This window comes from Dyadobacter arcticus, assembly GCF_011762185.1.
GTDB lineage: Bacteria > Bacteroidota > Bacteroidia > Cytophagales > Spirosomataceae > Dyadobacter > Dyadobacter arcticus.
Window position 1 is genome coordinate 446,556 of record NZ_JAASQJ010000005.1, and the last position, 22,833, is coordinate 469,388.

Annotated in this window: 24 protein-coding genes; 7 read left to right on the forward strand and 17 right to left on the reverse strand. The window is 41.7% G+C overall.

Going from position 1 to position 22,833, the window contains the following annotated elements:
• Positions 1-375 precede the first annotated feature (375 nt).
• Together aroC and FHS68_RS23455 are read right to left on the reverse strand one after the other, a co-directional pair.
• Complete coding sequence (gene aroC / locus FHS68_RS23450) at positions 376-1,455, reverse strand: chorismate synthase (protein ID WP_167275722.1); 1,080 nt, start codon at positions 1,453-1,455, stop codon at positions 376-378.
• A gap of 4 nt (positions 1,456-1,459) precedes the next feature.
• On the reverse strand, positions 1,460-2,863 hold the full coding sequence (locus FHS68_RS23455; protein WP_167275724.1) for a BatD family protein: 1,404 nt from the start codon (positions 2,861-2,863) through the stop codon (positions 1,460-1,462).
• A gap of 100 nt (positions 2,864-2,963) precedes the next feature.
• Here FHS68_RS23455 and FHS68_RS26505 point away from each other — a divergent pair, with 100 nt between their 5' ends.
• Positions 2,964-3,167: a hypothetical protein gene (locus FHS68_RS26505; RefSeq protein ID WP_229212036.1), complete on the forward strand. Its 204-nt coding sequence runs from the start codon at positions 2,964-2,966 to the stop codon at positions 3,165-3,167.
• Between the two features lie 74 nt (positions 3,168-3,241).
• Here the strand turns inward: FHS68_RS26505 and FHS68_RS23460 are convergent, their stop codons facing one another.
• The 6 genes from FHS68_RS23460 to FHS68_RS23490 all read right to left on the reverse strand — a co-directional run bounded on the left by FHS68_RS23460 (position 3,242) and on the right by FHS68_RS23490 (position 9,264).
• A complete protein-coding gene (locus tag FHS68_RS23460) occupies positions 3,242-5,020 on the reverse strand; it encodes a tetratricopeptide repeat protein (RefSeq protein ID WP_167275727.1) in 1,779 nt (592 codons plus the stop codon).
• 75 nt (positions 5,021-5,095) lie between these two features.
• A complete protein-coding gene (locus tag FHS68_RS23465; protein WP_208408412.1) occupies positions 5,096-6,049 on the reverse strand; it encodes a substrate-binding domain-containing protein in 954 nt (317 codons plus the stop codon).
• A gap of 221 nt (positions 6,050-6,270) precedes the next feature.
• Positions 6,271-7,095 (reverse strand): energy transducer TonB, encoded by an 825-nt coding sequence (locus FHS68_RS23475; protein WP_167275732.1) that lies wholly within the window; start codon positions 7,093-7,095, stop codon positions 6,271-6,273.
• 27 nt (positions 7,096-7,122) lie between these two features.
• A complete protein-coding gene (locus FHS68_RS23480; protein ID WP_167275734.1) occupies positions 7,123-7,704 on the reverse strand; it encodes an ExbD/TolR family protein in 582 nt (193 codons plus the stop codon).
• Positions 7,705-7,739: 35 nt separating this feature from the next.
• Complete coding sequence (locus FHS68_RS23485) at positions 7,740-8,354, reverse strand: ExbD/TolR family protein (RefSeq protein WP_167275737.1); 615 nt, start codon at positions 8,352-8,354, stop codon at positions 7,740-7,742.
• 70 nt (positions 8,355-8,424) lie between these two features.
• Positions 8,425-9,264, reverse strand: a complete 840-nt coding sequence (locus FHS68_RS23490; RefSeq protein ID WP_167275739.1) for a MotA/TolQ/ExbB proton channel family protein — start codon at positions 9,262-9,264, stop codon at positions 8,425-8,427.
• 621 nt (positions 9,265-9,885) lie between these two features.
• Here FHS68_RS23490 and gatC point away from each other — a divergent pair.
• The gene (gatC, locus tag FHS68_RS23495; protein ID WP_167275742.1) at positions 9,886-10,173 is read left to right on the forward strand and encodes an Asp-tRNA(Asn)/Glu-tRNA(Gln) amidotransferase subunit GatC; all 288 of its coding nucleotides are present in this window, start codon (positions 9,886-9,888) and stop codon (positions 10,171-10,173) included.
• Positions 10,174-10,197: 24 nt separating this feature from the next.
• On the opposite strand, the gene FHS68_RS23500 is transcribed toward gatC, so the two are convergent.
• The 3 genes from FHS68_RS23500 to ruvX are packed head-to-tail and all read right to left on the reverse strand — an operon-like array spanning position 10,198 to position 12,062.
• A complete protein-coding gene (locus FHS68_RS23500; protein ID WP_229212037.1) occupies positions 10,198-11,019 on the reverse strand; it encodes an amidohydrolase in 822 nt (273 codons plus the stop codon).
• Positions 11,019-11,603 carry a peptide deformylase gene (gene def / locus FHS68_RS23505; protein WP_167275745.1) on the reverse strand — a complete coding sequence of 195 codons (585 nt, stop codon included), beginning with the start codon at positions 11,601-11,603 and terminating at the stop codon, positions 11,019-11,021. The genes FHS68_RS23500 and def overlap by 1 nt, the downstream gene beginning before the upstream one ends.
• A 45-nt stretch (positions 11,604-11,648) precedes the next feature.
• A complete protein-coding gene (gene ruvX / locus FHS68_RS23510) occupies positions 11,649-12,062 on the reverse strand; it encodes a Holliday junction resolvase RuvX (protein ID WP_167275747.1) in 414 nt (137 codons plus the stop codon).
• A 119-nt stretch (positions 12,063-12,181) separates the two neighbouring features.
• Between ruvX and recJ the strand changes: the two genes are divergently transcribed.
• Positions 12,182-13,894 carry a single-stranded-DNA-specific exonuclease RecJ gene (recJ, locus tag FHS68_RS23515; RefSeq protein ID WP_167275750.1) on the forward strand — a complete coding sequence of 571 codons (1,713 nt, stop codon included), beginning with the start codon at positions 12,182-12,184 and terminating at the stop codon, positions 13,892-13,894.
• Between the two features lie 33 nt (positions 13,895-13,927).
• Positions 13,928-14,659: an LPS export ABC transporter ATP-binding protein gene (lptB, locus tag FHS68_RS23520; RefSeq protein WP_167275753.1), complete on the forward strand. Its 732-nt coding sequence runs from the start codon at positions 13,928-13,930 to the stop codon at positions 14,657-14,659.
• A gap of 357 nt (positions 14,660-15,016) precedes the next feature.
• Here the strand turns inward: lptB and FHS68_RS23525 are convergent, their stop codons facing one another.
• Together FHS68_RS23525 and recO are read right to left on the reverse strand one after the other, a co-directional pair.
• The gene (locus FHS68_RS23525) at positions 15,017-15,730 is read right to left on the reverse strand and encodes a DUF4488 domain-containing protein (protein ID WP_229212038.1); all 714 of its coding nucleotides are present in this window, start codon (positions 15,728-15,730) and stop codon (positions 15,017-15,019) included.
• 71 nt (positions 15,731-15,801) lie between these two features.
• Positions 15,802-16,497 (reverse strand): DNA repair protein RecO, encoded by a 696-nt coding sequence (gene recO / locus FHS68_RS23530; protein WP_167275755.1) that lies wholly within the window; start codon positions 16,495-16,497, stop codon positions 15,802-15,804.
• A gap of 249 nt (positions 16,498-16,746) precedes the next feature.
• Here recO and FHS68_RS23535 point away from each other — a divergent pair, with 249 nt between their 5' ends.
• The 3 genes from FHS68_RS23535 (at position 16,747) to FHS68_RS23545 (ending at position 20,519) form a co-directional block, all read left to right on the forward strand.
• A complete protein-coding gene (locus tag FHS68_RS23535; protein WP_167275758.1) occupies positions 16,747-18,639 on the forward strand; it encodes an amidophosphoribosyltransferase in 1,893 nt (630 codons plus the stop codon).
• Positions 18,640-18,800: 161 nt separating this feature from the next.
• Entirely contained in the window at positions 18,801-19,931 is a 1,131-nt protein-coding gene (locus FHS68_RS23540) for an ATP-binding protein (protein ID WP_167275760.1), read from the forward strand.
• Positions 19,932-20,060: 129 nt separating this feature from the next.
• Positions 20,061-20,519 (forward strand): DUF6265 family protein, encoded by a 459-nt coding sequence (locus FHS68_RS23545; protein WP_167275894.1) that lies wholly within the window; start codon positions 20,061-20,063, stop codon positions 20,517-20,519.
• A 50-nt stretch (positions 20,520-20,569) separates the two neighbouring features.
• Here FHS68_RS23545 and FHS68_RS23550 read toward each other — a convergent pair whose 3' ends face one another.
• Genes FHS68_RS23550 through FHS68_RS23565 form a run of 4 tightly spaced genes read right to left on the reverse strand, consistent with a single transcriptional unit; the run spans position 20,570 to position 22,701 of the window.
• Positions 20,570-21,016 carry a DMT family transporter gene (locus tag FHS68_RS23550; protein ID WP_167275763.1) on the reverse strand — a complete coding sequence of 149 codons (447 nt, stop codon included), beginning with the start codon at positions 21,014-21,016 and terminating at the stop codon, positions 20,570-20,572.
• A 15-nt stretch (positions 21,017-21,031) separates the two neighbouring features.
• Positions 21,032-21,343, reverse strand: a complete 312-nt coding sequence (gene nuoK, locus FHS68_RS23555; protein ID WP_167275765.1) for an NADH-quinone oxidoreductase subunit NuoK — start codon at positions 21,341-21,343, stop codon at positions 21,032-21,034.
• Positions 21,340-21,861 carry an NADH-quinone oxidoreductase subunit J family protein gene (locus FHS68_RS23560; RefSeq protein WP_167275767.1) on the reverse strand — a complete coding sequence of 174 codons (522 nt, stop codon included), beginning with the start codon at positions 21,859-21,861 and terminating at the stop codon, positions 21,340-21,342. The genes nuoK and FHS68_RS23560 overlap by 4 nt, the downstream gene beginning before the upstream one ends.
• A 36-nt stretch (positions 21,862-21,897) precedes the next feature.
• Positions 21,898-22,701 (reverse strand): 4Fe-4S binding protein, encoded by an 804-nt coding sequence (locus tag FHS68_RS23565; protein WP_167275769.1) that lies wholly within the window; start codon positions 22,699-22,701, stop codon positions 21,898-21,900.
• Positions 22,702-22,833: the final 132 nt, after the last annotated feature.

Here is a 22,833-nt window from a genome sequence, read left to right on the forward strand (position 1 = left end):
CCTGTAATAAAGAGAATAAAAAAAGGCTCCCAGGGAGCCTTTTTTTATTTGAAACTTTCCGCCAAAAGCAAATACCTAATTGGCATAATAGCATTTTCGGCAGGGAATATTTATATTCGATACGGATAACTTTCTGAAATAAGACTATTGTTGAACCAACGGTATAGTCAGTGAAACTAAGCTTACAAAATGCTGTACTGATTTTACTGGCTGGTATGGTGATACTGGCCATCGGATCGTTCTTAAATTCATCTAAAACCCAAATAAGCAATCCTATTATTTTGACAGGCCTTGCTATTGAATTCTTAGGCACGATATGGCTGGTTCTGAGTCTCAATCAAAGGCGTAATAAGCATAAACTTTGATCAAGTTCCATTAAATCTTGCTCGCCTTATTTCTCAAATAAAAGTCTGCCAGGACAATCGCTGCCATGGCTTCAACAATCGGTACCGCCCTAGGTACAACACATGGATCGTGCCGCCCTTTTCCCTGTACAATAGCAACATTGCCATTTTGATCTACACTCTCCTGATCCTGCATGATGGTAGCCACCGGCTTGAACGCAACCCTGAAATAAATGTCCTCTCCATTAGAAATACCCCCTTGTATCCCTCCCGAGTGATTGGTACGGGTATGAACTGAACCCGCCTCATCCTTAAAAAATGCATCATTGTGCTGAGACCCCAATAATGCAACCCCATCAAAGCCGCTTCCGTATTCGAAACCTTTTACCGCATTAATACTTAGCATTGCTTTTCCGAGCTCTGCATGCATTTTGTCAAATACTGGCTCTCCCCATCCTGCGGGTGTACCCTTGATAACACAACTTACCACACCGCCAACCGAATCACCCTGCTTGCGAATGCCATCAATGTAATCAAACATTTGCTGCGCCATCATTGGGTCAGGACAACGTACGTCGTTGTTCTCGGTTTGCGAGAGATCAAGCGTTCCATATTCCTGTTGCAGCTTTAAATTTCCCACCTGAGAGACATAAGCCTGGACAGTTACTCCCAAACTTTTTAGGAGCGTTTTGGCGATAGCCCCTGCCGCAACTCTTGCTGCTGTTTCACGAGCCGAACTGCGACCTCCTCCGCGATAATCGCGAATCCCATACTTAATCTGATAGGTATAATCTGCGTGTGATGGCCTGAATTGCGCTGCAATGTGCGCGTAATCTTTGCTACGCTGGTCCTCATTGCGAATGATCAGCGCGATGGGTGTTCCGGTAGTCTTACCTTCAAAAACCCCCGATAAAACTTCAAACTCATCTGCTTCTCTGCGTTGCGTGGTGATCCGCGATTGGCCTGGCTTGCGTCTTGTCAGCTCACTCTGGATGAAGTCGGGATCAAAATCAAGTCCTGACGGACAGCCATCAATGACCACACCAATTCCTGCCCCATGCGACTCGCCAAACGTCGAGATCCTGAATATTTTTCCGTATGTACTTCCCATGAATTTATTTTCTAAAAACCCAAAACATTATAATCAGCAATATGATCACAATGGCGTTGGTAGCATCCTTTAAAATTTGCTTATAATCAAAGCTTTCACGGCTACTATCCTGACTTTCTAAATTGTCGTACAGCCCCGCTGACCCACTCAATGATAAATTTGCCAGTCTGTAATCCTCTCCTTCTACTTTTAAAGATTTTCCTGATCTCAGGGTATCGTATTTTTCTGTTTGCGAGTCAAAATAGATCCATTGAAAGTACCTTCCAAGCGGAAAAGTACCGTCCTTTCTCGGGACGATAAAGTAATCAAATGTCTTTTCCCCGATCACATTCTGAAAGCTCCTTTTGACGACCTGACTGACTTCAGGAGGATAGATATCAAAATAGGAGTTAGCGACAATAACCGGTGCAGGGATTGCGGTAATGTTACCCATACCCTCCACTTTGAACATATAGCGGATGCTTTCACCCGGGTAAACCAGCTCGGCAGATAATTTTTCTTTCAAACTATATTGGCCGACGGCTACCTGGTCCCGTAATGGGTGGTCGGGCAGTTGCTTTACAGCAATACGGATAGGTTTTGAACGAAAGGCTTTAACGATTTTCTTATCCACATTTACCGTCATGGCATTGTCCGTCACAAGCATATCCAATTTTACAGATGGAAATAAAATGTCTTCCGATGTGAGTGGAAACAATCTCGCCTGATACATATTGTATTCGGAATAACGTCTCCCTCTTATAGTCACTTTTCTATTTACAATTTCTTCAATCCCGACATTCTCTTCCCAGCAATTAATGGGTCGCAACACTTTAAGTATGGATTGGAGTTGCTCGTTGAACCTGTAAAACTCCATCCGAACAGGTGCATTTTCTGCTATGTAAAGCGAGATTCTCACCGCAAACCCTTCCCGAATATAAGCCGACTTTTTATCAGTCTGGACAGAAAGAAAGATCCCGTCTCCAATATCATCGACTTCTGCTTCCAGTGCCTCGGTATTACCCTCTAATGATCCGTCGGCAAAGGCGGCTCCCAAGGAAAATATGACAATTGTTTCATTGGCGTAAAGGCGTTGTCCATTGACATTGATTGTAAACTCGGGTATGAGATAATTCCCCGCTTTTGAAGCGTAATACTCCTGTGTGATCGTCTGGATCACTACTTTCTTGCCATCAACAGTACTCATGGAACTTGTACCCGACTTGCTCCTCTTTTCGAGATCCTTTATGTCGGGAAATATGATGGAAGGTCTGTTTTCTGCATCTCTTATAACAACAGAAATGAGGAATGGTTGTTCAAGGGAAAGATTTTTGGATCCGATTTCAATAGAAGCTTCATCATTAAATTCTTGGGCATAAACTATACCAGAAAAACACAAGATAATATTTAATAATGCATATAATTTCATTAAATATTTTCGTTAACTTTATTAGGATTTGGCGTAATCTCACCCAACCCGAATGATCCAATCACTTAAACTTCCCTAAACCACAAAACTACATAATACTATGGCCTCGATGCTTGAATACATAAAAATTATTCTGCAAAAAGTTAGCTTCGACCGCAGATTATTTGAGAAAGAATTGAGAAAAGCGATTCGTATGTTGATGCCGGCCGAGGTAAAACGTTTAAGACAATGGTGCTATGATCACTACGCTACAATACATTTGCCTGTTTTAAATACCTGCTTTGCACGTCTCTCGTCTTTCTAAAAATTTAAGTGTTATATAAAGCCAAAAGGCCGTCCGAAATTCGGGCGGCCTTTTGGCTTATCAACAAGTCTTAATTATTTTTTCTTCGGTGCTGCTCCCTTTGCCTTTGCGGTTGGTTTGGAAGCTGCCGATGTTGCTGCTGGTTGCGCAGCAGGTGCCACTGCCATGCCTAATGCCTCCTTCGCTGCTACATTGTCCGGATCCACTTTCAATAGTTTCTCCCAATACTCCTTCGCCTTCGCCTGATCTTTTAAAGTTGTTTGAGTATAAAAAGCCAGATAACTATATGCCAACTTCAAATATGACTTGTATTTGGATGGATCCGGGTCTAGTTCCGCTAATTCAGTTAACTTCTGATAGTACGGAGCAGAAATACCCTTGTCTACATTTTCCTGTCTGTCGTATGCGTTATATAATGTACTAGCTCTCCAATAATATCCGTATGGCCACTCCGGAAGTTTCTGTGTAACGGTCGCAAAGATAGAATCGGCTTTCAAATACAAAGCCTTCTTATTCATTGCAATATTGGCGCTGTCCGCATAATTAGAGTCTGCTGCCGTGGGCACGTTTAGACTTGATGCCATTTGGAAATTGGATAGACCAGTATAATAGTAATCATTCGCACTTGCCTTGGCTGTATCCAGGGAAATACCCTTGCTGTATGTCATGGCAGCATTCGGGAAATCTTTTGCAGCGTAATACAAGGCAGCAACCTCTTTGTATGTGTTGGAAGCCTCTGTCTTGCTTGTATCTAAATCCGCACCCTTCAAGATGTACAGCACACCAGTGGAATCATATCCTTTTCCATCAGTTACTTTTTGATTGTAAGCACGTCCAAGATACTTGTAGTCGTCTCCGATGATCTTATCCGGCGCTACTTTCATGAATTCATTCAAATTTTCAATCGCTCTATCAGGATCGTTTTGTTTGAAATATGACCAACCATACATTCTCAAGGTGATTGGATTATTAATCTTACCTTTTATTTCTTCCAATAATTGCAATGATTTTGGATAATCGTCCGCCGTGAACGCAAATTGCGCGGCACGCAACTTCATTTCAGGATCAGTTGTTCCACTTTTCTGAATGAATAAATCGAAGTTTTCAGCAGCTTGCTTATATTTTTGAGCGAAAAAGTACAACTCGGCCAAATCCTTATAAGCAGGAGCGAAATTAGGATCAGCTTCGATTGCTTTCTTATAATTTTCTAACGCAAGGTTATAATTTTTACCCCTAAGGTAAATCTGTCCAACGGCATTGTGTGCTGCTGCATAGTTTGGTTTTGCTGTCAAGGCATATTCGTAAGCAGTTACTGCATTACCTCCTTCATTTCTAAGCATTAATGCATCCCCTTTTGCAAGATAGGCATCAGCGAGATTTTTATCCCTTTTTACAGCCAAATCGAGCAACCTGATCGCTTCCGCAGGATCATTTGTCTTTTCGAAAAGCGTGTAAGCTTCACCAATCCTAAAAAGTACTTCAGCATCCTTGCCTTTCTTTTTCTCAGCAACGTCAAACAATTCTTTCGCTTTGGCTCTATCGCCTTTTCCAAGTGCAACGGTTCCTAAACCAACTTGATTCAAATATGATTTTTCGTCAAGCTGAATACCTTTTTCAAAAGCCTTTTGAGCCTCATCCAATTGATTTGCCTTTATATAGTAATAACCAAGATAGTATTGGTTATCTGCCGACGGAGTACCCGTTGACAGCTTTTTGAATAGTTCACCCGCTTCATTGTACCGTTCTCCGTGTATCAAAGCCAAGCCATCCTGTGTTGTCTGTGCCTGAACATTGACAACCGTCAATAAACCAATCACAAGTGCTACTAATTTCATCTTCATGTTTCTGTTCATTTTTTACCGGGTTAAAATAATGATAAAAAATTTGGCTTTTCAATAACAAATTCCAAATCTATCCAATTGTTCAAGTTAAAAATCCTTCCCTGTGGTAATTTCAATCTCACGTGGGTAGGGTACCGTTGGAAGGAGCCCCATCTTTTGGATGATAAGGCCACCTACGTCTCTTGCTATATACGTCATTAATCCTCCTCCTAATCCTGAATATCCCTCGCGACTAACAATATAAAGGTCGCGAAATAGTGGATACCGCTTGAATTCAAGGCCTCCTTGGAATGGTTGTATGTAATCAGATAACGAATCAGGTTTCACCTTTTTAGCTACACCAAGAACATTTATACCTTTTGATAACTCCTCGGAAGCAAGCGAATGCCCGTCACTAATCCAATTAACGCCAATAAATCCCAAATGAAGCGGATCTTTTCTTACATCCTTAATCACATTTTCATTTGAACCGGCTGATATAATACGCAGCCCGTTAATGTTGGTAATCCCGAACTTATGAAGGATGTAATTCAGATTACTGGCATTAGCATTGTCAAAAACCAGCGTAATCAACCCTTTCTGATTTCCATCCTTCAATTGCGACCAATCTGTAATTTTTCCCTCCAGCATTGCCTGAATTTCAGACATTGTAATAAGGCTGTCTGTATTTGCCTTGCTTGTTACCAAAGCAAGTCCATCTGTCGCAATATGCTGGAACTTATAACTTCCTTTTTGATCTTTTATAATTGCCAGTTCCTTATCATTCAGCTGTCGGGTTGAGAAAATAATCCGGGCGCTATCATTCAACAATTGCCGGATGGACTCCTGCTCCGGCTTATAATCAACTTTGAAATGCGCATTGGGGTAAATCCCTTCATAAGCATTTGTCAGAGCATTTACCAGCGGTTTGAAGGACTCATCCGACGCTATTGTAATAGTACCCTGCCTTGGATTGTCTAAACTAGTACTTGAAGAATCACATCCTAACAAGCTTACCACCAACAATACTGCAAACCAAAGGCATGTCGCAATAAATTTCATAACTCATTTCGGTTTCTTCTTCTCCAAACCCTATAACCCCGATACCCTCCATACAAAATAAGTGTGCCAGCGAAGGCGTAACGCGGTAAACTGCCTATGGGAAACAATCTAAAAGACAAGGAGGAGAAGATCAAAAAGACCCCTCCTCCTATGTATGTCAGAGCCATTAACACAGAGGTTAGATCACCGATCTTCTCATGCAATGGTTTTTCCCTCATGAGTTACTCTAACTGGAAATTGATTGGTAGATTGTACTTAACACGAACTGCGCGGCCAGACTGCTTACCTGGTTTCCACTTCGGCATTGCTTTCACAACACGCATAGCTTCTTCATCGCAACCAAAACCCAATCCTTTCAGAACTGCTACATCCTGGATACTTCCATCAATATTCACAACGAATGACATAAATACCCGTCCGGAAACATTGGCACGAGAAGCTGCACTTGGATACTTAATGTTCTTGTTTAAGTATTTGTACATTTCTGCGGTACCACCTGGAAACTCAGGTTGTTGCTCAACAACTGTAAAAACCTTTTCAGGTTCCGGAGCCGCCTCAACCACTGTACCTTTACTTGGGGCAGCAACAGCTTCGGGAGCAACGATAATCTCATTCGCATTGGGATCACCTTCCACGGTCTTATCAGCAACAACAGCTTCCTTAATTTCTTCAACTGTTGGTGGCGGAACCTCTTCAGGTACTTCCTCATCTTTCTTAACCTCGGGAGGTAAGAACTTTACCGTATTCACCTTTGGCTGCTCGATAGGTGGCGGTGGCGGCGGCGGTGGTTCTGCCGGATCAATTGGCGGCGGTGGTATTTTCATTAAATCCACTTCAACCATCAGTTCTTCTTTCTCCTCGCCAGCAGTCAATCGGTTAATGATCGACGGCGTAAACATAGCAAGTACAAAAAGAGCAGCTCCGATCAAAGTGGCCTTCGTAACATCTGCTCGATATCCTCTACGAAGTTCAAATGCACCGTACGCCTTGTTACGATCGGCAAACACTATATCATCAAGTGTTGCATTCGGGCTCATTTCTGCCATGGCGCTTTGATAGTTTTTGATTAAAAATTAATTTTTTGGAATGATTTTATCCCCCAACAGCCCTTTTTCCGAGTCTGTAAGACTTTCAACGAGCGCATACCGTTTTGATTTGGTAATTGCCATTTCGTCAAGGACGTCAACCATATTCTTGTAAGTTGACACTGGAGTAGGTTTGATTACTACCACAAAGGGTTCATTGCCTTTTTCATCCTTCGGGTTTGCTGCATTAATCCGCTTTGCCGAAGCAAAAATTACGCTTCTCAGATCAAAACCGTAACGGGTAGTTTTCAATAATTCCTTTGCCTTATCATCATCTGCGGCAACACCGTCCAGATAGTATACATCATCATTAGAACCCATGAAAAGGGTTAAAACTTTGGATGCTTTTAAAGGTTCTGTCTTCTCCTGATCTTCCTCATCCGTCTTGTCAGGCACCGCCAGCGTCATAGACGTGGGTTTTGACATGGTTGTCGCAAGCATAAAAAAGGTAATGAGCAAAAATCCTAAGTCCACCATTGGAGTCATATCGACACGGGTAGACATTTTCTTGGCCCGAACCTTACCGTCGCCTTTGCCATGCCCATCACCCGATTCTTCAATTGCTGCCATTTTTTCTTAAAATTAAAATGATACCATTTGTAACATTATTCATTTGTATAACCCGCAGGAGCCTGTTCGCTACCTGTGATCAAGTTAAACTTGTTGATATTTTGTGACTGCAAGTTTGACAATACATCTTTGAAAACCGGGAACTTTGAAAGGTTATCTCCTTTTAAAGCAATTCTCAACTGATTGTTAGCCTTACGCGCCGCATATACCCAGTCAGCCAATTCACTAGCACCTGTTGAATCCACAGGAATACCTGGCTGTTTAACGTTCGGCATTTGCTCCTTTGTCATATTCAACCAAGGTTTCAACTGATTAAGGGGAAATCCAAAACTAGTTTGAAGAGCAAATTTTGACTTTTCCATTTCAGTAAAAGTGATCCCCTTAGCCTGTCCAATGTTATCAAGCATTGCTGCCCGAACCGGTTTGGCATCTACCCCAAAGAAAACTTTGCCTGCTTTGTCAATACTAATGATCATAATGTCATCATCCGGAACCTTTATCTGTGAAATCGAAGAAGGAGTTGTTATCTCTGCTTCATTCGACTTGAAAGTCGCCGTCATAATGAAGAATGTCAGAAGTAAGAACGCAACGTCGGTCATCGCTGTCATATCCGTATGCGGGGCGTGCTTCTTAGGTCTTACTTTTGCCATAACAAATATATAAGTTTTTTGTATATTAACGAAACTTGTACATTAAATAGTTCATAAACTAGAAAACTAATTAATAATGAGCTGCGAAATTTGATTGAAGGCTCATGCCGATCTCATCAATGCTGTAAGTAAGGTCGTCAACACGGCTGTTCAAATATGCATAGGAAATGGTCGCAATAGCAGAAGTACCGATACCTAACGCGGTATTGATAAGGGCTTCAGAGATACCAGTTGCGAGAGCAGCCGAGTCAGGAGAACCTGATGTACCTAGTGCAGCAAATGCTTTGATCATACCAATTACCGTTCCAAGAAGTGCCAAAAGTGTTGAAGCACCAGCAAGTGTTGCGATAATGGTAAGGTTTTTCTGAAGCATTGGAAGTTCAAGTGTAGTAGCTTCTTCAATTTCTTTCTGAAGAGCAGCTAGCTTTTGTTCTTTGTCAAGTGCAGTCTCAGTAGTTAACTGCTTATATTTTAAAAGGCCTGCTTTTACTACATTACCAACAGATCCTTTTTGTCTGTCACATTCTTTAATTGCCTCGTCGATTTGGTTTTTATCAAGAAGGCTTCTCAGCTTCCGTACAAATGAATCAATGCTGCCTGATCCGCTCGCTTTGTTCAAAGTAATCAAACGTTCAATTGTGAAGGTTAATACGATCAGAAAACATGTCATCAAAATTGGTACAATAGGTCCTCCTTTGTAGACGATTCCATAGTAATCTCCATCGATTGGGCCTTTTGCGTGATCTCCATCTTTAAAGTGTTCGGGCGCTCCCAAAACGAAAATGTAAACACATAATGCAATTGCAAATAGTAGAGGGATTACCAATGCCGGGTTCAAACCGCCTTTGCCTTTTGTTTCTGCCGCAGCAGGCTTTGGAGCTGGTGCCGGACTTGTAGCTTTCTTTTCCATCAGACTTACTTTTAAAGGTTAAATTGAGATTTTGGTTGTGAATTAAATAAAACTTTTGGTTAAAACTGGTTTTGGTAAAATAAAATTTCGATTGCCTTTTTGATTTACCGACTTCTACAAAAGTATGAGATTTCCTTTTAAAAAAAAGCAAGGCTTTCGTCAGATTTTTTCCCAGATCTTTTCACATTACGCTCGTAAATTGCATATTTTGAAGAATTTGATATTGGAATATTTACTAGTAAATCCTAGTTTAATGCTGATTCAGAAGTAAATATCAAGTCTATCGTAAAGCATAGAAAATTGTACTCTATGCGTCAAACTCAATATGCATGTTTCTAAAAGCCTCCGTTTGTATTTCAAAAAATTTCAGGAATCCAGTAGAAAAGCAAATATTATTTTTCTCCTACTATGTGTCTAAACAACAATTTTCAACATCAGACCATCATTCTTGGTACAATGCTTGGCATTTGTCTTAAAACGTCAGGTAGGCATTAGCAACCGAATGTGCCGAAAACCTGATCCAATTGACCTGATTTTCCCGCATTCGCGGACTGATCTGCAAAAATCACCTAATTTTGCTAGTAGAAACACAGGCTCGAGCTAACTTAACAAATTCTTAAAATGAAAATTGATGCTGAATCGCTCAGAAAAATTGCCCATTTGGCGCGGCTTGAAATCAGTGCAAGTGAAGAAGAAGCACTTCTGCACAGTATGGATTCTGTGCTAACCTGGATGGATCAATTGAATGAGATCGATACAGAGAATGTCGAACCACTTACGCACATCATGGATGAAGTTAACAACTGGCGGGAGGATCAAGGGTTGAATACATTGAGCAGACGAGAGGCCATAACGAATGCCCCTTCAAAAAATGAGACCTATATAATGGTTCCGAAAGTGATTGAATAAGTATTGAGGACTAATAGAAGGCCTTTATCTTAAATCAAAAAAATCACCATCAGATAATGCTGGGAAGGCCTTTCGATAATCTTCAAGTTCCTGTTTTGAAAGCCTGACTGTCTTCTCCGTCTCCCCATCGAAAAGCATAACTAATGGTTCGCCCAAAAAATCGAGAACAGCAGAATCTCCTTGGTAATCCAGATTATTGCCATCCTTACCTATCCTGTTGACACCAACCACATAAGATTGATTTTCAATTGCCCTCGCCTTAAGCAATGTGTTCCACGCATGCGTTCTTCTTGCAGGCCAATTTGCAACATATATTAATAGATCATAAGGGTTGGAAATAGAGTTCCTGCTCCAAACCGGAAACCGGAGATCATAACATATTAATGGACAAATTTTCCAGCCTTTCCAGGTCAGCATTAACCGTTCTTTTCCCGCAGTGTAGGTGTGATGCTCATTTCCGATACTAAAAAGGTGGCGTTTGTCGGTATGAACTAAGCTGCCATCTGGCCTTACACAAAGCAGCCTGTTATAGAAATTGCCGCTCTCTTTAACAGCAAAACTTCCAATCAGCAGCGCGCCGGTCGTCGCTGCCATTTGCTTCATCCACCGGGTTGTAGTCAAATTCATTGGCTCAGCTAAATCGGTATTCATTGTGAATCCAGAATTAAACATTTCTGGAAGCACAATGATATCGGCAGGTTCATTGAGCGATGCGATTTTCTCTTCCAGCGAAGACAGGTTAGCGGTCACATCCTCCCATGACAAATCTGTCTGGATCAAGGTAACCGATAATTCTGATTCCTGTTCTTGCATTTTGAAATTGAAATTACCTGCGCTGAGGGACATTATTTACGGCTTGGAAAACGCATTCTATAATCCGCATCAACATTACCTTTGGATATGTCGGTGAGTTTTTTCTTGATAAACTGTTTTTTCAATGTGGGTAAATAATCAACAAACAATTTGCCCAATAAATGGTCATATTCATGCTGGATAATCCTGGCGGCCATTCCTGAATACTCTTCTTCGAATTCATTCCATTCTATATCACGGTACCGGATTTTCAGAGTTGCCGGCCGGTAAACATCTCCTCGTATACCTGGAATGCTCAAACAACCCTCTTCGAAGGCCCATTCTTCTCCTTTTTCTTCCAATATTTCAGGGTTAATGAAGGCCTTTTTGAAATCAACAAGTGATAAGTCTGGCTCATCGTCTTCATCATCATCCTTTTCACTAAATGGTGTTCCGTCCACTACAAATATTCTGACAGTCATTCCAATCTGAGGGGCGGCGAGTCCTACGCCATTGGCCGCGTGCATGGTGTCGAACATATCCTCGGAAAGCTTTTTAAGGTCTAGTTCATCTTTTTCAATGAATTTGGTTGGCTTTCTTAGAATCGGATCGCCGTAGGCAACTATGGGATAAATCATTTTACTGAGACCTTTTATTCGTTTGGTAATGTTTAAAATATTCTGCTATCCTATGCTTTCCATGTAGGACTGGAGAATAATGGTAGCGCTTATCTTGTCAATGTTACCTTTTTCTCTTCTGTCACTTTTTTTTGATCCCGCGGCAATCATGGATTGAAGTGCGATGGATGATGTGAAGCGCTCGTCATGGGTGTGAACCGGAATTTCCGGAAATGCTTTCTTTAATTGCTTTACAAAAGCTATTACCCGGTCTGCATTTTCGCTGGCTGTGTTATCCATACGTTTCGGCATCCCAATAATGAAGGTTTTAACGTCTTCCTGGCTGGTGTATTTTTTCAAAAAATCCAGAAGGTCATGCGTACGAACTGCTTCTAATGCCGTCGCTATAATCTGAAGAGGATCAGTAACTGCAATTCCACTGCGCTTTGCTCCATAATCAATTGCGAGAAGGCGGGGCATATATATTAAAGTATGTTAATTAATTGCAAAGATAAGACGTTTCAATTAGCTTTTCTGATTGCGCAATCGGTGATACACATTTTGGTAGGCGCATGAAGTAATCCGATTATCTTTGCCTTATGATTGAAAAACGCTGGATACACGCCCTTGAATTTACCTCCGAACAACAACAGGCTGCCGGACAACTGGCTGAATCTTTGAAAGTAAGCCCTTCGTTAGCAACACTTTTGGTTCAGCGGGGCATTCATGATTTTGAGCAATCCAGAAACTTTTTCCGTCCCGAAATCAAACACCTCCACGATCCTTTCCTAATGATGAATATGGATTTGGCAGTCCAAAGATTATCCAGTGCCATCACTTCCGGAGAGAAAATCCTGATTTATGGCGATTATGATGTGGATGGTACCACATCTGTCGCATTATTCTACGGATTTCTTAAAAAGATATACAACAACATTGATTATTACATTCCGGACCGTTACGAGGAAGGATATGGTGTATCCTGGCATAGCATTGAATGGGCACAACAAAATGGCTTTAAGCTGATCGTTACCCTCGATTGCGGCATAAAGTCGGTTGATAAAGTAAGCGCCGCCGCCGAATACGGAATCGACTTCATCATTTGCGATCACCACCGTCCAGGTAATGAATTGCCTGCGGCCGTTGCGGTACTAGATCCCAAACGTGAGGACTGTCTTTATCCTTACAAGGAATTGACCGGCTGCGGAGTCGGCTTTAAACTTTTACAGGCCTTCTGCATCAGGGAGGATATTGATCTCGAAATACTTTTTGATTTTCTCGATTTACTGGTGGTCAGCATTGCATCAGACATTGTACCCATCACAGGTGAAAACCGGGTATTTGCATATTATGGGCTCAAAAAACTCAATGCGTCTCCAAGGGTCGGGCTCAAAGCTTTGATCCAAATTGCCGGGATGACTGGCGAGCTGGACATTACAAATGTTGTTTTTGGTTTGGGGCCAAGAATCAATGCTGCGGGAAGGATTAAACATGCCAGGGAGGCTGTCAAACTCTTACTTTCAGAAGTGGAAGAAGAAGCATTTGATTTTGCACAGGAAATAAACAAACACAATAGCGAACGTCGGCTCTTCGATACCAGCATCACAGAACAGGCGCTTTCCATGATTGAAAACGACACCTGGTTTTCTGAGGCCAAAAGTACCGTATTATATAAGGAAGACTGGCACAAAGGGGTGATCGGAATTGTCGCCAGCAGATGTATCGAAAAATACTATCGCCCTACCATTATTTTAACGCAATCTCACGGCAAAGCGGCTGGATCAGCCCGCTCCATTCCCGGATTTGATGTGTACGAAGCAATTGAGGAGTGTGCCGACCTGCTTGAACAATACGGTGGACATACATTCGCGGCCGGATTGACTCTACCTATACACAATATCGAAGCGTTCAAATCGCGCTTCAACGACATTGTGAGCAGCCGTATGCTGCCGGATCAGTTAGTACCGGTGATTAACATTGATATGCTTTTGGCTATTGAAACGATTACGCTCAAATTCTACAATGTACTGCGTCAGATGGGACCATTTGGGCCAGGCAATATGACGCCCATTTTTGAATCGAGAAATGTGACGCTGGTGGGTACGCCCTCCTTAATGAAGGAAAAGCATATTAAGTTTGACGTCAAACAAAATAGCTCTCAGACATTCACGGCAGTTGGTTTTGGCTTGGCCCAGTTTTACCCTGATATCGCCAATGGAAGGCCATTTTCAATTTGTTACTGCCTGGAAGAGAATAACTTTCGGGATAAAAAAACGTTACAACTGTCATTAAAGGACATCAAGCTGCATTGAGTTTAATACTTGGTGTTGATTTATAAAACAGACATGATACTCAGAACAGAAAACCTTGTAAAAAAATACGGGGTACGTCTTGTAAATAATAATGTAAGCTACCAGGTCGAGCAGGGAGAAATTGTAGGATTGTTGGGGCCAAACGGTGCTGGAAAAACTACCTCCTTTTATATGGCTGTCGGTTTGGTAAAACCCAATAGCGGTAAAGTGTTTTTAGACGATAAAGATATCACAAGCCTTCCCATGTATAAACGGGCCCGCCTTGGCCTCGGCTATCTTGCCCAGGAAGCGTCGGTATTTCGTTCCTTGACCGTTGAAGAGAATATCAAAGCCGTTCTTGAAATGACCGATCTTTCACGAAATGACCAAAAACTGAAAGTCGAGGAATTATTAGAAGAATTTCATTTGGGACATGTTCGCAAAAGCAAAGGAATGGTGTTGTCGGGTGGGGAGAGGCGGCGGACTGAAATCGCACGATCACTTGCCGTGGATCCAAAATTTATCCTCCTGGATGAGCCATTCGCGGGAGTTGACCCAATCGCTGTGGAAGACATTCAGAGTATTGTTTCCAAACTGAAGCATAAGAATATTGGAATCCTGATCACCGATCATAATGTAAATGAAACATTGTCCATTACAGACCGCGCATATCTATTATTTGAAGGCAAAATACTGAAACAGGGGAGCGCGGAAGAATTGGCGGAAGATGAGGTAGTTAGAAGGGTTTATTTAGGTCAGAATTTTGAGTTGAAGCGGAAAGTATAGCTTACTCCTGATTGCGCATAGAAAAGGGAGTGCTACAAGGCACTCCCTTTCTTACAATTATTCACCATGAACTGTATTACTTGTTAAAAGTTACAGCACTATTTTTTGGGGCACTTTTTGCAGCGCTTCCCACTATTTTTATAACTCTTACAGCATTTCTTAAATACGCAATCGACATTCCCGTCAAAAGACTTCATCCAGAAATTGTCTTCCTCAGATACAACAGTATAATCATTTAATGTAAAAGCACTCATCCCCGGTTGCTGTTATAACTTTTCAAAAGTAATACCTATTTAGAATCATTCAAAAGTTTAGCGATAATTATTTTGAATAAATCTAAATAGTTAATGGTGAATACTACTGTATCTTTTCCCAAACTTCGTGGACAGGTTTGCCATCACTGCTTTTACCGCTATGGTCCCACTTCCCGTTGTCCAGTTTGTAGTTAAACTTCAGGGAAGATCCTACGCGATTATTATCTTTTGAAAAAAACTGAATGTTTTCTGTGTATTGGCCGTTTTTGGCAATATAAATACCTCCACCCGTTGCATAAAATCCCTTTACCGCCGGATCGATGGCGAACCACTGAAACCGGGTTCCAGACAATAACTTTAGTGTCTTTCGGGTACCTTCCTGGTGTATTTGAACCAACCCGCCCTGTCCATCATTTGCACGTTCAGTAATGTGCCAAGCGCCAGCCATAGGTACATTAGTCGCATCGTCGACACGCATCCAAACCATTGCTTCCTCATATTTCAATGTAAGTATATCATCCTTAACGATAACTGTGAACACAATTGGTATTCCAATTTTAGAGGTATCGGCAGAATTGAATTCAGGTGTATATGTCATTTGATCGCCACTTATGGTAAATGGTCCGCCTTCGGTTCTTTCAAAATATTTGTTCCCTACACTGTAAGACGCAATGACCATATAATTGTCTGCAACAATCAGAGTGGATGCGCTACCAGTAGGTTCCTGGGATTTCCATGCGCCTTTTGGCACCTGGCTTATTGCAAGCAGAGAACTGAGCAAAAAAATGAGCGTAAGAATATGTTTGTTTTTCATCATTAATTCAGGTTTTAAATTTACACTATACGTTATCAAAATTATGCCAATTGAATGCGTTGAAATCTTGGGTATTAACGCAAAACTTCCTGTAAAACTTCCAATGATTTGATTTCAGTAAGAGAATCCATGTGGATCTTATAGAAGAAAATGAGTTTTTCCAGAATCCGGATGCGCCTTGCCCGATCAAGATGGATGCTGATCCCGTAACCATTATTCAGGAGCTGGTCCATCGCATTTTGCTCTACAAAATCCGATAGTTGGGGGAAATGATTGCTGTTTAATTCATTTTCAAGATCTCCAATCGTTTCAATTCCAAATCCCAGATAGTTAGAGAGCTCTAAAAGAAATTGAATATGGAAATTCTCAAAATCCCCCTCTGCGCCATCCAGGAATAACACTGACCTTTCGATAAACTGAAATAAATATTCATTGCTTTCCTCTTCTTTGAGTGTCTTGGTCAAAATCTCCGTCACAAATAGGGCCAGGCTGGATTTCAGTATTTCATAAGGAATACTGTAAAATGGGGCATAACATTTGATTTCGGAGATTCTGTGCAGGGTATCTTCTTTATTCTTGTGATATACAACCATTTCCAGCAATGTAAGCGGCTGAAACAAGGCTATGCGGTTATTTCTTGACTTGCTGCTGCGCACACCATTCACAATATAGGTTTGTATCCCAAAAGTTTCAGTATAGATTTTTGCTATAATGGAGGATTCCCGGTAGCGAATATAGCTTAAAGCAATTCCGCGGGTTTTGTGAAGCATATATGATTTATAAAACCTTATTGATCAAAATTAGTTATCTTTCTGTAAGTTAGGCTGGTCAATGTGTTATTTTGACCGGGCTGGAAGAGGAGGGAAGAATCCGGGCAGATTTGCAGTTTTTTAAGCCTGAGGATTTGTACCTTTGCATAGTTAGCGAACTAAACGAGAATATAAATTCGTTAACTTACTATTCAGGAATACGCTTTGCATACGAGCAAACAAAAAATATTCTAACGCACAACTCTTCTTATGAGCGACGCCATTAAGCATGAGTGCGGTATAGCACTTATCCGTCTTAGAAAACCTTATCAATACTACATCGACAAGTACGACACGCCGCTTTACGCCGTTCACAAGCTTTCGGTAATGATGGAAAAACAGGTCAACCGAGGACAAGATGGAGCCGGAGTAGCCAATATTAAGATCGACGTTCCGCCTGGGAGACGATATATCAGCAGATATAGATCCGTAGAACCTCAACCTCTTACGGATATTTTTTCCAAAATCCACAAGAAATTTCGCAAAGGTTTAAAGGACCACAAAGACCGTGCTTCTGATGGTAAGTGGCTGCAGGAAAACCTCGCCTTTACAGGCGAAGTTTGGCTAGGGCATCTGAGGTACGGAACGCACGGCACCAATGAAGTGGAGAACTGCCATCCAATGCTTCGTCAAAGTAACTGGAGAAGCCGGAACCTGGTGATGGCCGGGAATTTCAATATGACCAATGTGGACGAACTTTTCGGTAAGTTGGTATCGCTTGGACAGCATCCAAAAGAAAAAGTGGATACTGTGACGGTGATGGAGAAAATTGGACATTTCCTGGATGAAGAAAATCAAAGAGTGTTCGAGCGGTTCAAAGGAATTTATGAAAATCCGACGCTTTCGGATGTCATCGAAGATAACATTGATTTGCAGCGGTTGCTTTATAGGTCATGCCGCGATTTTGATGGCGGTTATGCCATGTGCGGGTTGACAGGCTACGGCGCATCTTTTGTTATTCGTGATCCTTCCGGCATTCGTCCTGCTTTTTATTATGCTGATGATGAAGTAGTTGTGGTTGCCTCTGAAAAACAGGCAATCAAAGCAGCGTTCAACGTCGAATATAGTCAGATCAAGGAAATAACACCTGGCTCCGCATTGATTATAGACAAAAATGGGGAGTATAATGAGTTTCCTATCCTGCCAAGACTTGAAAAACGCTCTTGCAGCTTCGAGCGGATTTATTTCTCCCGCGGCACCGATCCCGATATTTACAATGAACGCAAGCAGCTTGGTAAACTTCTGATCCCGCAAATACTTAAAGAGGTTAACTACGATCTCGAAAATACAATCTTCTCCTACATTCCAAATACGGCAGAAACTGCTTTTCTGGGAATGATTGAAGGTTTGGAGGAATATCTTTCCAAGAAACGGAAGCAAGCGATCATGGAAGGTATCCTGTTCGAAGCAGATCTTGAAAGAGTATTGTCTTTCCGTCCAAGGATTGAAAAGCTCGTAACTAAGGATGTGAAATCCCGAACATTCATCACAGCTGATGCATTGCGCGACGACATGGTGTCGAGTGTTTATGACACTACTTTCGAGGTGGTTCGCAAGAATATCGATACCGTGGTGATCATTGACGATTCCATTGTTAGGGGTACGACGCTTGAAAAAAGCATTTTGACTATGCTGGATCGGCTGAACCCGAAAAAAATAGTGGTCGCATCATCGGCACCGCAAATCCGCTTTCCGGACTGTTACGGAATTGATATGTCGAAAATGAAGGATTTTGTTGCATTCAGGGCGGTCCTTAAATTGTTGGAAGAACGTGATCTGGAATATTTGCTGGAAGATGTATATATGCAAAGCGTAACATCCATCGCAACCAAAAATCCATATCATACCAACTATGTAAAAGCGTTGTATGATCCGTTTACAGATGAAGAGATTTCTCAGAAAATTGCTGAGATCATTCGTCCAAAGGACTTGAATGCAGAGCTTTCTGTTGTTTTTCAAACTGTTGACAATTTGCATAAAGCCTGCCCAGGCCACTTGGGAGACTGGTACTTCACCGGTAATTACCCAACGTTGGGTGGAAACAAAGTGGTTAACAAAGCATTCTCCAACTCGCATGAAGGGAAATTAGAGAGAGCCTACTAGGATAAAGAATTGTTTATTATTCAGCTGTTTTGGAAACAAGACAGCTAATTTTTTGTACTATACCGAAATTCCGTCAACGTAATGACTGATTTTAGCTAAATTGCGTCAACATAATGACTGAATTTAGCTAAATTGCGTCAACATAATGACTGAATTAACAGATGGACATACAAAGAGCATTACATAGTTCCATTCTCGAACGGCTTAAACCCAATAAGGTGAATGTCATCATGGGAACAAGGCGCGTTGGCAAAACCTTTCTGATCCAGAAAATTATCCGGGAAACGTCAGATAAAGTCTTCATGATGGAAGGAGAAGATGTCAATGTGCAGAATCTGCTCTCAGAAGTTAGCATTGCCAATTACAAAAGAATATTCTCTGACACTGAACTGCTTGTTATTGATGAAGCCCAGGCAATTCCGGATGTTGGTAAAAAGCTGAAACTCATTGTTGATCATGTTCCGGGCCTTAAAATAATAGCAACTGGCTCCTCAGCATTTGATCTCGCACAGCAATCGGGAGAACCGCTCACGGGCAGAAGTTATTTTCACAACTTATATCCCATTGCACAAGCAGAACTACTCCCGATTGAAAATGCACTTCAAACACGTCAGAATTTGGAAGAACGCATCATTTACGGCGGTTACCCCGAATTGTTTCAAATGACCACATTAAGGGAGAAAGAGCTTTATCTTAAAGATCTGGTTAATTCTTATTTGCTCAAAGACATTCTGGCATATGAAGGAGTTCGCAATACCGACAAAATCAAGGATCTGCTGCGTTTAATCGCCTATCAATTAGGAAAAGAAGTGTCTATGCAGGAGCTTGGCAATACCTTGAATATAAGTAAGAATACCGTTGAAAAGTATCTGGATCTTTTATCAAAAGTCTTTATTCTCAAAAAAATAGGAGGTTACAGCAAAAATCTCAGGAAAGAAGTAACCAAAAGCACACGCTGGTATTTTTACGACAATGGTATCCGAAATGCCATTATCAATGAGTTCAAGCCTATTTCCTTACGTACCGATATTGGTGAAATCTGGGAAAACTACCTGATCAGTGAACGGATAAAACTATTAAGTTACAATTATAGATATGTGGATCACTACTTTTGGCGCACATACGACCAGCAAGAGATCGATCTGCTGGAACTGGAAAATGGCCAACTTTCCGCTTTTGAATTTAAATGGAAAAATGACCACTACAAGTTGCCTGCTATTTTCAAAACAGCCTACCCAGAAGCCACATTTACACTCATAAATCAAAGCAACTACCTGGAATTTATTTCTTAAATGTTCCTGCTTTCCTTTTCAACCAATCCCCTATTCGCTTAACTTGCTTCTCTAATTAAACCTAATCCCAAAATGACTCGATTCGAGAAAATCAGTTTTACAAAAATTTATTCGACGCTTTTGGCTCTTATGCTGCTGGCGAATACCTCGCAGGCTCAAACAACAACGGGGACATTGAACGATATCAGTTTTCTAGAAGGTCACTGGCTTGGAACCTATAACGGTGGACCGATTGAGGCTTCATGGACAGCGCCAGCAGGTGACAATGTGATTGGATATATCAGGATGATTAAGGACAATAAGCCCGCCTTATACGAGCTATTCGCATTTGAACAAACCGAAAAAGGGCCGGTGGCGCGGGTTAAGCATTTCAAACCTGGCTTAATAGCGTTGGAAGAAAAGGCTGTGTCTGATACTTATAATTTCATTGAGGCAAAGAAAAATCAGGCCCTATTTGAAAAAGATGATATTTCGGTAAGGATAATATACGAGCGTCGCTCACAGAATCAGCTAGTGATACAACGTGGAAAAATGGAAGATAACAAATGGGTTTTTGCAGACTTATTTGTTTTTAAACGCATTCCTTAGATATCGCATTGATGCAAGGCAGCATTTTCGAGAGGAAATGCTTTTTTTGTCTAATTTTTTAGAATTAAATAAACACCTGCAACAAGCAAAACCGCCCCGGCTATCCTTGGCAAAGTGATCTGATGTGGTGCAAAGCCCTGAAATCCAAAATGGTCTATGGTCATTGCTGCGATCATTTGGCCTGCAACAACCAGACAGATCATATTTGCCGGGCCAATATCGCGGATAATAAATATCACGGTCATCACGTAAAATGCACCCAGGACACCTCCCATAAAACGGGTCCATGGAACTTGCTTGATTTCGCTAAGCGACGGGACGGGATTTTGATTGAAGCAGGCAAATGCAATCAGCAAAACAACAAATCCGACAAAAAACGAAGTGATTGCAGCCAGGATAGGGTTATTAAAAGACTCGCGAAGCTGCGCATTAACGCCCGACTGGACGGTATTGCTAATCCCGATCATAAAAGCGAAAAACAAGAATAGCCAGTTCATGGAGCAAAGGATCGTTTACTTCTTTAATTCACTTACCTCATCAGGGTCAACAGTTTGGAAGCGACCGTAAACTCTTAATATGATCGCAAGAGCAACAGTCACCTCAGCAGCCGCAACTACAATTACAAAAAGGGCAAAAAGCTGACCAGTCAGCCGCTCAGGATCATGCCTTCCAAATGCTACCAAATTGATATTAACTGCATTAAGCATCAGCTCAATGCCAATCAAAATACCGATAAAGTGCCGCTTTGTGATTGCAATGGCCAGTCCAATGCAAAAGATGGCCGCCGCGACAAACAGATAATGCTGAATTGGTATCGTTGTCATGGCGTAGGATTGCGGTTCAACGCAAGATAGGCGGCTCCTACCAGTGCAACCAAAAGTAAAACCGCCGCGACTTCAAATGGAAATAAGTGGCTCGTCATCAATTCAACTCCAATTGTTTTGATCGTAGACTTGCTGATCATTGCATCTCCTTTCATTTTAAAATCAGATTTAAAAATGATTTTGATAAGAACTGCAAAAAAACCCAAACCGATCAAAAAGCCCCAAACCTCTCGTTTTACAAGTACTTCGACCTTATTATGCCTCGACGAATCGTCGCTTTTGTTGATATTTTGAGTAAGCATAATCCCAAAAATCAGTAACACAAGAATTCCGCCAACATAGATCATTATTTGCGAAACCCCAAGAAAATCTGCGCCTGCCAGAACAAACAATGCTGCAACACCCAAAAACGCAAGAAAAAGGGCAAATGCTGCATGAATGAGGTTTTTTGAAAATAAAATAAATACCGCAGCAGTTACCGCCAATAGTGAAAATCCGTAAAATGCTGCTGCCTCCATAGAAAAAAATAACTGATGTTTCAAAATCTCGACCAACTATTCCTTCGGCGGTTTCGGTTTAATGGTTGGACGAAATACTGGCTTCGGTGGTACTGGCGGGGATTCAACCTCTGAAACAGGTTTTTCGTCAACTGGCTGGGTAGTAGTTTTAGGCTTTATCGTCGGGCGGAAAACCGGCTTAGCTGCAGGTTTTTCCACATCTTCCTTGTCTTCAATTATTTCAACCTTCGCCTCAATTTCCTGAGGTTTGGGCTTGATTGTTGGCTTAAACACAGGCCGCGCGGCAGGTGTAGCGGATTCTGAAAGAGGTACCGTCGCTGGCTTGGCGGCAATTTTTGATGCTTCTTTTTCTTTTTGAAACTGATCCAGTAACCTACGCTTTTCATCCGCTTCTTCGGGTGTCAGATTGGCATAATTGTAAACCATATCCCGAACGTCCAACTCGCTATAATCAAATGTTTTAGTCATTGTCAGACATTCCGTTGGGCAAACTGTTGTGCAAAGACCGCAGTAACAGCATTTGGCCATGTCAATATCAAACTTCGCTGCATACAGCCTGATCGGTGAACCATCAGAGGCACGTCCGACCTCTTCAATGGCGCGAATAGGCTCTATTTCAATACAATCGACAGGGCAGACTTTTACGCATTTATCGCAAACAATGCAGTCATCCATCTCATTGTGAAGGCGATAGCGTCCGTTGTCGGGAATGGGTATGGTTTCTCGGGGATATTGGACGGTGACCATGCCCTCGCCCTGGTCGTAAAAATTGCCAGACCGGATATCACTGGATTTACGGCGGTGGCGCGAACTCCAAAAGTGACTCAGCGTGAGCTTCATACCAACAATCGTGGTATTGATTCCTTCCGATATGTTCTTAAAATATTCTGACAAAATCGCTTGTTCTAGTACCGAGTGGCTACCCTATTGCAAAGATAGAGTAATCTTTTATTCCAGTGCGTGTCTCAAAGG

Coding starts and splice junctions, on each gene's coding strand:
- FHS68_RS23535 (WP_167275758.1), top strand. CDS start 16,747: ATGAGCGACGCCATTAAGCATGAGTGCGGTATAGCACTTATCCGTCTT.
- FHS68_RS23480 (WP_167275734.1), bottom strand. CDS start 7,704: ATGGCAGCAATTGAAGAATCGGGTGATGGGCATGGCAAAGGCGACGGT.
- FHS68_RS23565 (WP_167275769.1), bottom strand. CDS start 22,701: ATGAAGCTCACGCTGAGTCACTTTTGGAGTTCGCGCCACCGCCGTAAA.
- FHS68_RS23490 (WP_167275739.1), bottom strand. CDS start 9,264: ATGGAAAAGAAAGCTACAAGTCCGGCACCAGCTCCAAAGCCTGCTGCG.
- aroC (WP_167275722.1), bottom strand. CDS start 1,455: ATGGGAAGTACATACGGAAAAATATTCAGGATCTCGACGTTTGGCGAG.
- recJ (WP_167275750.1), top strand. CDS start 12,182: ATGATTGAAAAACGCTGGATACACGCCCTTGAATTTACCTCCGAACAA.
- FHS68_RS23560 (WP_167275767.1), bottom strand. CDS start 21,861: ATGGAGGCAGCAGCATTTTACGGATTTTCACTATTGGCGGTAACTGCT.
- FHS68_RS26505 (WP_229212036.1), top strand. CDS start 2,964: ATGGCCTCGATGCTTGAATACATAAAAATTATTCTGCAAAAAGTTAGC.
- FHS68_RS23545 (WP_167275894.1), top strand. CDS start 20,061: ATGCTGCTGGCGAATACCTCGCAGGCTCAAACAACAACGGGGACATTG.
- gatC (WP_167275742.1), top strand. CDS start 9,886: ATGAAAATTGATGCTGAATCGCTCAGAAAAATTGCCCATTTGGCGCGG.
- FHS68_RS23455 (WP_167275724.1), bottom strand. CDS start 2,863: ATGAAATTATATGCATTATTAAATATTATCTTGTGTTTTTCTGGTATA.
- FHS68_RS23465 (WP_208408412.1), bottom strand. CDS start 6,049: ATGAAATTTATTGCGACATGCCTTTGGTTTGCAGTATTGTTGGTGGTA.
- lptB (WP_167275753.1), top strand. CDS start 13,928: ATGATACTCAGAACAGAAAACCTTGTAAAAAAATACGGGGTACGTCTT.
- FHS68_RS23500 (WP_229212037.1), bottom strand. CDS start 11,019: ATGTCCCTCAGCGCAGGTAATTTCAATTTCAAAATGCAAGAACAGGAA.
- FHS68_RS23540 (WP_167275760.1), top strand. CDS start 18,801: ATGGACATACAAAGAGCATTACATAGTTCCATTCTCGAACGGCTTAAA.
- def (WP_167275745.1), bottom strand. CDS start 11,603: ATGATTTATCCCATAGTTGCCTACGGCGATCCGATTCTAAGAAAGCCA.
- FHS68_RS23525 (WP_229212038.1), bottom strand. CDS start 15,730: ATGATGAAAAACAAACATATTCTTACGCTCATTTTTTTGCTCAGTTCT.
- recO (WP_167275755.1), bottom strand. CDS start 16,497: ATGCTTCACAAAACCCGCGGAATTGCTTTAAGCTATATTCGCTACCGG.
- ruvX (WP_167275747.1), bottom strand. CDS start 12,062: ATGCCCCGCCTTCTCGCAATTGATTATGGAGCAAAGCGCAGTGGAATT.
- FHS68_RS23550 (WP_167275763.1), bottom strand. CDS start 21,016: ATGAACTGGCTATTCTTGTTTTTCGCTTTTATGATCGGGATTAGCAAT.
- FHS68_RS23460 (WP_167275727.1), bottom strand. CDS start 5,020: ATGAACAGAAACATGAAGATGAAATTAGTAGCACTTGTGATTGGTTTA.
- nuoK (WP_167275765.1), bottom strand. CDS start 21,343: ATGACAACGATACCAATTCAGCATTATCTGTTTGTCGCGGCGGCCATC.
- FHS68_RS23475 (WP_167275732.1), bottom strand. CDS start 7,095: ATGGCAGAAATGAGCCCGAATGCAACACTTGATGATATAGTGTTTGCC.
- FHS68_RS23485 (WP_167275737.1), bottom strand. CDS start 8,354: ATGGCAAAAGTAAGACCTAAGAAGCACGCCCCGCATACGGATATGACA.